General features: G+C 64.1%; 9 protein-coding genes and 1 pseudogene. 5 read left to right on the top strand and 5 right to left on the bottom strand.

Features of this window, described 5'->3' with window-relative positions:
• Together WAX14_RS10905 and WAX14_RS10910 are read left to right on the top strand one after the other, a co-directional pair.
• Window positions 1-464, top strand: a pseudogene (locus tag WAX14_RS10905) (hypothetical protein); the annotation flags it as partial.
• A 555-nt stretch (window positions 465-1,019) separates the two neighbouring features.
• Window positions 1,020-2,354 carry a hypothetical protein gene (locus WAX14_RS10910; RefSeq protein WP_422628097.1) on the top strand — a complete coding sequence of 445 codons (1,335 nt, stop codon included), beginning with the start codon at window positions 1,020-1,022 and terminating at the stop codon, window positions 2,352-2,354.
• Between the two features lie 95 nt (window positions 2,355-2,449).
• Here the strand turns inward: WAX14_RS10910 and WAX14_RS10915 are convergent, their stop codons facing one another.
• Window positions 2,450-3,160, bottom strand: a complete 711-nt coding sequence (locus tag WAX14_RS10915; protein WP_422628098.1) for a hypothetical protein — start codon at window positions 3,158-3,160, stop codon at window positions 2,450-2,452.
• A 71-nt stretch (window positions 3,161-3,231) separates the two neighbouring features.
• Window positions 3,232-4,242, bottom strand: a complete 1,011-nt coding sequence (locus WAX14_RS10920; RefSeq protein ID WP_422628099.1) for a hypothetical protein — start codon at window positions 4,240-4,242, stop codon at window positions 3,232-3,234.
• Between the two features lie 92 nt (window positions 4,243-4,334).
• Between WAX14_RS10920 and WAX14_RS10925 the strand changes: the two genes are divergently transcribed.
• Complete coding sequence (locus WAX14_RS10925; RefSeq protein WP_422628100.1) at window positions 4,335-4,787, top strand: hypothetical protein; 453 nt, start codon at window positions 4,335-4,337, stop codon at window positions 4,785-4,787.
• 202 nt (window positions 4,788-4,989) lie between these two features.
• Here WAX14_RS10925 and WAX14_RS10930 read toward each other — a convergent pair whose 3' ends face one another.
• Together WAX14_RS10930 and WAX14_RS10935 are read right to left on the bottom strand one after the other, a co-directional pair.
• Window positions 4,990-5,643: a hypothetical protein gene (locus WAX14_RS10930; RefSeq protein ID WP_422628101.1), complete on the bottom strand. Its 654-nt coding sequence runs from the start codon at window positions 5,641-5,643 to the stop codon at window positions 4,990-4,992.
• A 58-nt stretch (window positions 5,644-5,701) separates the two neighbouring features.
• Window positions 5,702-6,439, bottom strand: coding sequence for a 2OG-Fe(II) oxygenase (locus WAX14_RS10935; RefSeq protein WP_422628102.1), 738 nt, complete (start codon window positions 6,437-6,439; stop codon window positions 5,702-5,704).
• A gap of 396 nt (window positions 6,440-6,835) precedes the next feature.
• Here WAX14_RS10935 and WAX14_RS10940 point away from each other — a divergent pair, with 396 nt between their 5' ends.
• The gene (locus WAX14_RS10940; RefSeq protein ID WP_422628103.1) at window positions 6,836-8,560 is read left to right on the top strand and encodes a hypothetical protein; all 1,725 of its coding nucleotides are present in this window, start codon (window positions 6,836-6,838) and stop codon (window positions 8,558-8,560) included.
• A 327-nt stretch (window positions 8,561-8,887) separates the two neighbouring features.
• Here the strand turns inward: WAX14_RS10940 and WAX14_RS10945 are convergent, their stop codons facing one another.
• A complete protein-coding gene (locus WAX14_RS10945; protein WP_422628104.1) occupies window positions 8,888-9,670 on the bottom strand; it encodes a hypothetical protein in 783 nt (260 codons plus the stop codon).
• 1,179 nt (window positions 9,671-10,849) lie between these two features.
• Here WAX14_RS10945 and WAX14_RS10950 point away from each other — a divergent pair.
• The gene (locus tag WAX14_RS10950) at window positions 10,850-11,119 is read left to right on the top strand and encodes a hypothetical protein (protein WP_422628105.1); all 270 of its coding nucleotides are present in this window, start codon (window positions 10,850-10,852) and stop codon (window positions 11,117-11,119) included.
• Window positions 11,120-11,439 lie beyond the last annotated feature (320 nt).

Consider the following 11,439-nt stretch of genomic DNA (forward strand, 5'->3'; position numbering starts at 1 on the left):
TCCTGGCGGGCTTCGACCGCCATTCTCGTTGCTCGTTCCTTCAGCTCAACGCTGTACTTCCGTGGTGCTGCCATGCTCTCCATCCTTCACAGGTTCGAGAGCCTCCGACAGACCCGGGGCGATTCACCTCGGACCTGATCATCCACGAAGGCCGGACCCCGGTCGCAACCCACGAGCGGTTGATGACCAAGGGCGCCACCCGACTCGAGTTGGATCACTACCTGGAGATCTTCACCCGCAAACCCGGCGCCCTGCCCGGCGCGACCGCACTCGAACAAGCCCGCCGCGCAGGGAAATTCACCCCCACCCATGACACGTGGTGGGCCGCGGCAGTCAAGGCGCACGGTGACGCCGCCGGGACTCGCGCACTGATCGAGGTGCTGTTACTGCACCGACGAATGCGCCACCACGACGTGGTCACCGGCATCGCCGCCGCCCTCCGGGGCCGGCGCGTTGACCGCTGATGCTGTGGCGTTGGAGGCACGTAAAGCCGCCGACCAACCCGCACCCACTGCTGAGCTGACCGGCCAGGAATGTCCGGTCCGTGGAGCCAACGGAACCAGGGGCCCGCCCAGTACGTCCAATCAGGTATGGACCCCGAGGGCTGAGCAGGGTGGAAGGCCGCCGGCCATGACCCAGACGATCCGGACGTCATCGAACGATGGCATCGGATTCGATGGCAACTCGAGATGCTCGGCGACTGAGTTCCCGCCCGGCGCGCGGCGCTGCGGGGGCGTGATCGGTAGGAAAATGCGGGGGACGTTGTCGTTCTACCGTGTTCACAAGCGTTTACGTAGCAGCCCGGTCACGCCCAGCATGGAGCGAACCGACACGGAGCGATGAACGCCCCGATGTCGTATGTGCCCTGTTGAATGCAGTGCGTGATATGGAACGAGCGTCTTTCTCCGACTTACCTGGAGTTTCGGCAGATGGTTCGGCGGTATCGGCCGTCGGATCTGATTCCCGTTCTGGCTGCGTATTCTGCTGGCGCCGCGTTGCAGCGGGCAGAGGAGCGACCGGTGGACCCTCGGCTCGATACCCCCTGGGTGATCTCGGCGATCGCCAGGGATTCGGTTCTGTACGGGAACGAACATCGACACGGCATGGTGAACTCTGCATCACTGCAACGGCTGTTGCACGCTTTCAACAACACCGGCGGCGAGGTGGACGGGCTCACTCTCGGGGGGATCATGACACCGTTGGCGTATGAGCAGTTCCCCTACCGAGAATCCGAGTTCGAGGAACTGTCCCGGGTCTACGCGCTGTTCGACGATCCGGCACTCGGTCCGTCTCTCGACTGGACCAAAGTGTTCGGCATGGAGTTGCGTGACGCCGTTCGTGCATCGTTCGTCCTCCGCGCGTGGGTCGCCCACAATGGTGGCCGGTTCGATCCCGCGATTCTGGATCAGCCGAACATGCAGGAGGTCTTCCACCGTGCAGTGTCGCGTGAGCAGATCGAGACCCTTGCCCGAGCCCTCACGACCACTGTTGCCGAAGCGAAGGCGTCGGACGCAACGGTGCCGCCCCTGCCTCATCATCTTCAGCGTTATGCGTTCAATCCACTGACAGCTCGGCCCCTTCTCGATCTCGGCCCTCGGGGAATCTGGTCGCCACAGACCATGCTTGTTGATCGAGCGCTGTTTCCGGCGAACCTGTACTACCGCGGTATCGCCCAGTGGGGAAACAGATTTGCCGAGGTGATGGGCGCGCGCACCGAGGCATATGTCGGTCGACAGCTCAGCCTCATAGCAGGCGCCGACCTGTCCGGAGAGATCGAGTATCGCCAGGGCAAGGACAGGCAGAAGAGTGTCGACTGGATCTGGGTGACGCCGCGAGCGGTGATCCTCGTGGAGTGCAAATCCGCCAGACTGACGCTCGGCGCACGGGCCGGCGACGCCTCGCTTCCCACTCTGACAGAGCGGTATCTCACGCACGCCCGGCGGCAACTCGACCGCACGGCCATCCTCATCGGCAGCAGGACCGCACCGTTCGACCAGTTTCCGGACGATCGTCCGATTGTCGGTATCACTGTCACCAGTGATCAGTTCTACCTGGGGAACTCAACCCTGGAGGAGTACGGAGTAGGCTCGTCGATACCCTCGCTGACCATGGCCCTACGTGAGCTCGAATACTGGGTCTGCATGCCAGCAGCGGATGCAGTCGACGCGCTTCTCGGGATCCTCAACGACCCGGAGCGACGAACGTGGGCCTTTCATCAAGGCCTCGGAGATCTGCGCGATCTCGGGCACAATCCGATCCTGGAGGCGGCCTGGCACGAGTACGACTTCATCGAGCAACGGGACAGCCGCGGCCAGGACACCGCTGTCCCTGCCGCCACGGCAGGGTGGCTGTGATGTTGTAGTGCCGTGTGGCCGAAGGAGGGTCGGCGCGCAACAACCCGACCCGATCTGCTGACACCGGCGCACCGGTGACCTGGAAGGGCCGCCTGTTAGCTGTATGAGGCTACGACGTTGGTGACACCGGTGTGGATCGGTCTCGCGACGGTGCTCGCCGCCCTACCTGATCGCCCGCGGTTGGGTACTTGTTCGCGTTGCTGATCTGTCCGCTGCTCGATCGAGCGATCGTCGACGTTGCCGGTCGCGTTTCCCGCTGAGACCACGCCGTACGGCACCGACACGAGGCCCCGGCGCAACCGGATGTCGGCCGACTGGACGAGGCGCCTACTGCGCGGCGGACTCGGTGAACCGGAGGAACCGGCGGTAGTCGATGTCGGTGAGGTCACCGTCGCGGATGTAGTCGGCGAACAGTCGCGGTGCAGTGGCGGGTTCCCCGTCGACGAGCGCTGGTGCCCGTGGCCGGTCAGGCGGATCGCGTGGAGGCCGGTGACCGGGTGCGGGCCGGGCTTGATTCCAATGTTGAGGTGCACCCCGGCCGCGGGACCGTCGTCGGCGATCTCCTGAAGAAGCTCGCGCAGATCCCGCGGCTGCGCCAGGACGACGGTGGCCACGTCGATGGTCACCAGCAGTGGGCGGTCGGTGCCCGTACGGACTCGCTCGCGCGCGTCGGAGAGTAGACGTCGGTGCTCGTCGACGGTGATGCTGACCCCTACGACCGCATCGTCGGTCTGATCAGGGTCAGCCGGCGCACCGACGATGAGGATCTTCGGCGCTGACGGTGCCGCCAGCGAGGCGGCTCCCACCTCCGCGCTTGACAACGGACCCCGCACCCGGTTGGTGCGGGGACTGCGTTGTCATTCCGCCGGAGTGTGGTTCATCCAGTCGTCGATGACCTGTTTGAGGACGGCGGGCCGCTTCTTCTTGACCGGCTCGATCGCCTCGACGTGGGCCTTGACCTTTTCGATCCATTCGAGGTCGAACTGGTAGGCAGGCGGTCGGTGGTGCGGGTGGCTCTGGTCGGTGTGCGCCGCAGCTCGTCGTGGGGGAACAGGTCGAGCATCCCGAGCATCTGCTGCGGCGTCGGCGCGATCGGCTCGCCGGGCTTACCCCAGCCGATCAGTGTGGTGCCGGCGCTCTCGACACACACGCCCTTCTTATGCGAGATGTCGTGGCGGATCTGCCGGATCTCGTTGAAGAACTCGGACCCGATGTCGTTCTTCGTCCACGGCTCGCCGGCCTCGTCGACCCCGTGTGCGGCGGCGAGGCGGGGCCGGTAGGTGTCTTCCCAGGCTGCGTAGATGTTGGTGACCCACTGCTGGTAGGACATTCGGAAGATCGGGGGAGGTGTTCCTCCGGTCGTCAAGGCCTGCATGGACGCAGCGAGATTCATGGGGGTCATGACGACCGGGTCGGCGGTGCTCGCAGCGGTCAGTGTGGACATGGGGAGGGTGCGGTTGCTGGCCTCGGCGACGAACGTCATGGTCGTCAGGTCCAGGTGGTCGCCGGTGGCTCGATCGGACGTCTTCGCTTCGAGCCAGCGGGTCACGTTCTGGGAGAGACCGTAGTTGGCGGTGAGCGCGAGGACCAGTGAGGTCCGGTACTCCTCGGCGAAGTCTGCGATGACGTCGTCGATGGTCTGGACGGTCAGCCGATCGTCGGTGACGAGCGTGAGGTGCGCGGTCTGGGCAGCATCACGGACAACGGACAGGAGCGCGCGCAGCTCAGCATTTGTTCCGGGCGCGGTTGTGATGGCCTGGAACTCGCGGAGCGCGGTGCGCCTGGCCCTTTGGCTGTCGTCAGGCCAGGCGCCCAGGATCGGGTCGAGGCTGCCGCGGACGTGGGCGGCGTGCTGGGTCCACCGGCAGAGCTGGTCATCGAGAGGCATCCGATGAGGCTACGAGGCGGAGTGCAGACCGTCCGCGGGGTATCCAAGGATCCTCGTCGTGATTGCGTCCTCCGTGTGCGAACCTGACCCGTATGACCAACGAGACGACCGTGGATTGGGCCGAGCGGGATCAGGCGGCCCGGAATGCACTCAACGTCATCTGCGACGATCCTGGCGAAGTCAAGCAGGGATGGCTGGAGGTCAGGCTCAGAGGCGAGCTCGTCGGAAGGGTCTCCTTCTATTCAGAGAATGACTGGTTGGTCGAGACGATCGAGATCAAGGTGTTCGAGGCGTACCGATTTCGGAAGGACGTCTACGCCAAGGGCGAGTACCAGCCGCGGTACAGCATGTTCGTCATGCAGGCGCTGTTCGATCAGCTCGCCGGCTACGAAATCCGCGAGAGCCCTGGGACGAACAGTGAGCCGGGCGATGGTCTACTCCATCGAGTGCGGGAAGAGTACGGGCTGCCGTACCACCGGCCACGGTGCTTCAGATCAGAGGGATGCATCTGCGGTCTCGGCCTTACGCGGGCACAGGTCGGGTAGAGGATACGGCTGGTTGCCTGGCGCTCAGAAGGAGCGGAGGTACGCCCACGTGCGTTCGACAGCCGCCGTCCCGCCAGCCCCTCGACGGAACGGGCGGGACGGCGACTCAACGGTTTGCCAGCGGTCGTATTCGCGACATGACTAGAGCCGTAGCTGAACTCGAAACCGGAGGCGCGGACTGTCGGTACGTCACCTCGGAGGGCTAGGTGCAGGTGATTCGTGCGTGGGCGGCTCCCTTTCTCTTGACGAGGAGAGTGAAGTCCCCGACCTGGCCGGTGCGCGTGAGGTGGGTGCCGCCGCACGGGATGGCGTCGAACCCGTCGATCTTCCACCACCACTTGCTGGGGTCCGAAGGGTCCTGGTACCGGTGGATAGGGAGGTCTCGTCGGACGAGATCTTCCAGTAAGTCGACGATCTCGGACTCGACTATCGGGCCGTCGGTGGGGAAGCGTTCAACGTCGACTCGTGCGCGCTGGTCGGTGATGTCGCCGCCGGTACTACGGCGAGGCCCGAATGACTCGACGGCGGCGATGTATGCAAGGTGCTGAAGCGTGTGGAGTCGCATGGTCCGCCGTCGGCGATCGGCCGATACCTGTGCTTCGACAAGCTCGCCGGACCTGATTGTCTTGGCGTGATCGGGGTCGCAGTGATGCAGCACGCGGGTCATGTGGGAGTCGTAGACGGTGTCGAGAACGCGAACATCGCCGATGAGACCGGTGTCGCCGTGCTGTCCGCCGGACCGTGCGTAGAACGCAGTGGCCTCGAGTTCGATGATGCCGTTGGGATGGACTTCGGCGACTCGGGTGGTGAAGTCCATCAGTTCAGGGTTGTGCCGGTGCAGTTCGATGTTGGTCATGGTTGCTCCTTGGTGGGGCCGCCTCCGACGGATACGGCCCCACCAGCGTTGATGTCGGTCAGCTCCAGAGCAGCAGGTCCCCCTCGGGCGTGAGCCCGAGGAAGACCGACCAGGTCACCCGCCGACCTTGTCCGTCGATCGGGTCGACCGAGTGGATCCTGGTGGTCGGGAAGAGGACCAGGCTGCCCGTGCTCGGGGTGACACCCGTGAAGGACACCCCGGCGATCGCTTCCGGGGAGTATCCGTACCCGAGCGTGTGATGCGTGTCGTCCTCGTGTGACGGCTCCTTGTCGTAGACGCGTAAGGCGCCTCCGGCCGAGGGCACCTCCACGTAGTACAGGAGGCTCGCTTGGGCGACGACTCGACCGATCGAGAGGTTGGGTGTCTCCTTCCGCGCGTGGTCAATGTGCGGAAGGGCGCCCCCGTCGATGTCTCGCAGGACGCCGGCGAAGTACGGGCGACCAGCTTCGTCGGCCACCGCTACGCCGCCGTTCCACAGCGGCCGCAGGAACTCGAGTGCCACATCGAGCGGATGCGGAACGTTCTCATGCGAGAACACTTCGCGCATTCTCTGGGAGGCCACCTCGGTCTCGTCCAGGTACGGCGAGAACTCCTTCCCGATCCAGTCGAAGACTGTCGGGCCGAACTTCGCGATCGGGCTGATCTCCGCCGAGTTCGTGGTCTTCTCGTACGGCGCGTAGGACAGCGACCGGGTCGTGGTGGTGACGACGTCCCGGCAGTAGCCCTCGTTCAGGCCGCCTCGGAGGTGCAGGAGCGGCGCGTCGGGTTCAAACACGCGGCGCAACTGTTCGCCCGACAGCGGTGCTTGCATCGGTGATTGAGAACGGCGGGTGACTTCGCACGCCGTGCGGCGGAGACAAGTGCGACTGCGGGCGGCGTGCGACGGCAGGTGGGTCGCTACCGGTTTGTCGCGGGAGATGGGCGTGTACATGGCCTTGGCCTTTCTGGTGGAGGTCGAGGCCGCCGGGTGAGCGGTTGAACATTGTTCTAGCCGAACCGAACCGGATGCAACACGGACTCTCGTGGCCGCTGAAACGCCGAAAATCCAGTCGCGTGAAACGTTGCACGCGTATCATGTGAACGATTCCAGCGAACCAGAAGTCCGGTGCAACAACTGTTCCTGGCAGTGGATGGGGACAGCCCCGCTTCCGAACCGCAGAGAGGACGACCGATGCCAGGCGGTGTTGTAGAACCTCAGATCAGGGCTTTAGCCTTCATGATCTCGCAGCGAAACCTGGATATTCCAGACAAACCATCCCTGTCTTTTCTCCAGGGACTCCTCAAGAAATACAACGATCTGAAGAAGGGGTCAGGCGTCCCCTACAGCACGGCCACATTATCGCGAAAGTTCCGGCTCGACAGTGAAGGTCTATCCGTCGACCCGGCGCTAATGGTGCTGCGTGAAACGCAAGATTACCTGATAGCCACGAAAGGTTTCGTGCCTCCGAAGCTCATCGATTGCATCGCCAGGATGACCGCTGATGGGCAGAAGAGCGATGAGCATGCCAGGTCGTGGAGTGCCAACGCACCGGTCGATCTCCTCAGGCAGGTCGCCGAAGATGCGGAGAAGAACCGTGACCTCGAGACCGCGGCGAAGGCACGTTGCCACATCGCGATCCGAATGACGCGGCCAGATGTGCCAGGTGACCGCTACGAAGCGATCAAATCGGCACTGGAGCACGCGACGCAGGGCCACAAACTGGCGACGGGCATCCCGGAGAAGGAACGTTCTGGAGGGGTCAAGGAGTCCGCGGCAGGCTGCGCACGCACGGCAGCATGGGCGCTGGTCCAGTTGTACAGGCTGGACGTGAGCTCGGACGTCGAAAGCGATGGGCTGGCGAGGCGGCTCGATGACCTCATCGACTGGAAGGGCCACGAAGTCGCCGCCGAGAAGCTCCTCGGTCGACCAGTCGCGGCCGCCCTGGCCGAGTTCCACCAAACCCGTGCTCAGGCGCTGGCAGAGTACGACGCCCATCGTGAGATTCATGCGTTCGCCGCGGTCGCTGGTGTGCTTATCGGGAAGAAGGCAGACGACGGCACGTGGTCCGCCGTGCACGGGCAAATCTGGTGGCACGAGCTGAACGCGATCATCACCCGTCTGTGCGCACTGGACTGGGCGTACGCCGATGACCCTGATCATTCGCGTGGCTATCGGCGAGCATTCCCCGAGCGGATCGACCCGATCGTCACGGAACTGATGACGATCTATGACGACGACGAGGCAGGGAAGCGCGCCAAGAGGAGGGCACAGGCGATCGTCAACCTCAAGAAGCACACCGAGGAACTGGAGAAGGCCTACGCCACCGATCCAGATGACTTGGACGTGATCCGATGTCTCGTATCCAAAGTCGAAATCGACGAGTTCCTGCATGCCAGTGAAGCGACAGGGCTCACGGCAATAGGATTGTCGAGGTACGCGATTGCGGTCGCCGATCTGGCCGCAGCCGATCGACTTCCGCACCGCCGGTTGGACCCCTACTCGCTTCTGTCGACCGCGCAGGACATCTGTCTACGTGCCAGAAGCGGCACCCATGACCGCACCTTCGGCAGGTTCATCCAGGCGCGCATCGCTTACTACCTGCACGAGATCGAGCAGCGACTATCCACCGTGGCCAACTGCTCGGCCGAGTCCGAAGACGAGAATCGGGAAGGGGTCGAACACTTGTCGGAGGATGACGATGACGGCCACCCTGAGTCGTACGCTGCCGCAGTCAAGGAACTGATGGACGAGCTGGCGATCACGACATTGATCGAGGCGCGTGCCGAGGGTGGGAACCAGTTGAAGGAGGCACAGGCGACGATCAGGAACATCGCTGAGTCAGTCTGCCGATTCATCGGAGAACTGGTGGACGAGCCTTTGGATCATCTGATGGGAGGCGAGAACCTGCGACCTTGAGAACATCCGTACCGGTGGTGGCCAGCGAATCAGGGCGCATCTGGTGTGTTCGTCAGTGCCGGCCCTTGGGCGAGGACCTCACCATCCACGATGCCGTCCCGGCCCCTGAACGCGTAGGAGAGCGCTTCAACCAGTCCGGGGAAGGAGTTTGGGGGCCTCGCTGCTGTAACGGCTGAACAGGCGGCACGGGGCTGGAGCACGGGGAGGTTGTGTGTATCGGTTGCCCGGGGATGTGTGCCGGGGTGCTCGGCGTACTGACGTAATAGGCCGAACTGGCCGGCCCGCGGAGCCTCGGCCGGCGACATCGGCGGGGGTGGGGAAGCGTTTTCAGAGGATGGCTTTTCGGCGTGTGTCGTAGAGGGTATCGGCGTGGTGGATGGTTCGTACTACGGCGTCGAGGACGATGGCCAGGCCGTGATAGCTGGGTGTGAAGTCGGCTTGGATGGCGTCGTTGCCGATGTCGCGACGGTTGGATTCGGCGGCGAACATCTGGAGCGACCAGAATTTGCCGTGTGACATGCCCGAGCATGCCCGCCAGGCAAGTTCGGTGGACCTTACGGTTTGCGGGGCGGCGTCGATCTCTCGGACAATGGCGCCGTAGCCCTTCCACTGGCAGTCCTTCAGTACGAGACCGGCGCTGTCGAGTAGCGCGCTCATGTCACTTTCCCAGCGGTCGGGGTCGTGGTCGTCGCTGCGTCCAGCGGCGGCGATGGCTTTGGATGCTTCTTTCGCGTTGTTGACTTCGATGGCGACGCGGCGTTGCAGGCGTGTGGTGCGGTCGTCTGGGTCGAGTAGCCAGATGACCGTTGCTGCTGATTCGAGCGCGCCGCGTATGAGTAGGTAGGGGGCGTAGTGCTGTGGCCCGGTCTCCTTGAGCAGTTGGTCGAGGCCCCACAGGCAGTCCAGCGAGTGGTGGAGCGCACGGTCGACGCTGTGGCTGACGAGTAGTCCCGGCATTCGTTGGTGGTCGAGAGCGAGGCTGCTGTGCGGATGGATCGGGTAGCCGGCGTTTGCGCGTTTGTTCTCGATTGGGCCGAGCGTACGGAGTAGCCGTGATGTGGCGCGGCGTCCGGCTTCGTTGGCGGCTTCTTGTTCGGGGGTTGTGGTCACCGGTGGAGCGTATGCAGGGTGTGGACTCGGCTCGTCTAGGAGAGGTCAGATGCCGTGGGGCTCGATGATCGATGATCGGTGATCCGGGCTTGCGGGCGAAGCGTGAGTCGGGGTAGTTCGTGAACACTTGCAACTGCAGGAGCTGGCGGTCACCGCCTCGGACTGGGGTTGGAAGGCGCTGCGGCCGTGGATGGTCCGGCGGTTGTCGACGATCGGCAACTCTCCCGGGTTGAGGATCACGCTGTGCTGGCGTGCGTGCCAGACCTCGGTGACCAGATCAATCGTCGGGCTGGGGCGAGAACACCATGTCCTGGCCGTAGCTGATCGACGGGTCGAGCGGCGCGCCGAAAGCATTCGCATACGCCATGCACCTTGTCGGACACGCCGCCGTCGGCGAAGGACGCATCGATACATTGATGTACCGCGGCTCGCACAGAAGAGCGACCACCTCGGACGGCAACGCGGACTGCACTGCCCTGGGCCCGGTAGCACGAACGTCGCGGCGCTCGGGTCGCCGCGCAGACCGGGGCGAGGTAGTCCAGGTAGATGCAGGTGGCCGGGGCACGATAGTGATCTTGAGTCGGGAATGTGTGACTTATGATCCAGGCACATCGGTAGCGTGGACGGAGGTGCCTCGTGGGCATCCGAATTACAGGACACAAGGATGGGCACAAGTGCTTCACATCGCAGCCTCTGGCAGTCGATCGGTATCCGACGCGGCGTGAGATCGGAACCGAAGCGGTGTGCGATGAATGTGGTCGTGAGTGGGTGGTGAAGTCGTACAATCCGGACTTCGTCGAGATGTTCACCGGGGGACGCAGGAAACAAGCCAGGAATGTCTGGGTGCCGCGAAAGCGGTGATCGAGTCGATGACGTTGTCCGTGGATGACCAGTGACCGGTACGTATGTCGGGTCTATGACCACCAGGCGCAACGGTGTCGTCGACTCCTGACTCGGGCGCCGAGCAGTAGTGCTGGAGCCTGGCCCGGCAGCTGCGGGTCGCAGACGTCATCGATGCGCAGGTTCGTATGGAGCTGAATTGGTGACCGCACGCGGCGCAGTCCTCATGGCTGGGAGGTCGCTCTCGGGGTGATGTCCAGCGCGGTCGTGTTGTTTCTGGTGGGCCCTCAGCATCTGCTGGTCATGCTCAGACCGGGGCTGCGGCACAGCGCATGATATGTGCTCGATCGGGACGAGACGCGAAGCGTCAACCACGAGATCGTGGCCGCGGCCACGTCGATGGTGTTCGAGCGGCCCGGCGACGACATCGCTGCACACATCGAGGTTCCGGCCCGCGTCGGAGTTCCCGAGCTGGATGACGAGCAGACAGCCGGGCTCGGCGCCGCAGCTGCCCTGAGGCTTCTCCTGAGCGATGCGACTGCGCGCAGTCGGTGGGCCGGCGTTCCAGGTGCACCCGGTTGTCCGGTGCCGCGCTGGTACACGCCGTAGCCCCTTTCATGAACGTTCGACAGCGTGTTCGGCAGCGCGCCCGGGGTGGGCTCATGCTATGGCCCGAGCCCACCAAATCCATCAGAGGGACGTGTCATATTCGCAGGTAACAGGGCTGTTCGTGCCTCCTGGGTCGCCGCCGGTGTCGAGCCGGGCCGCCGGTAACCTCGGCGGGGTGCAGACCGACCGAGCCCACCTGGCCGCCCGCATCCGCGAAGCGCACCGGTTTCCCTCGTTCACCGCCGGCGCCGTCGACGACGTCACGAGCACCGTGGTGGACGAAGCGCTCGCGAGCGAGAACGTCACCCTCACGGTCACGA

The sequence above is a fragment of the Rhodococcus sp. (in: high G+C Gram-positive bacteria) genome (assembly GCF_049299235.1).
Taxonomy (GTDB): domain Bacteria; phylum Actinomycetota; class Actinomycetes; order Mycobacteriales; family Mycobacteriaceae; genus Rhodococcus.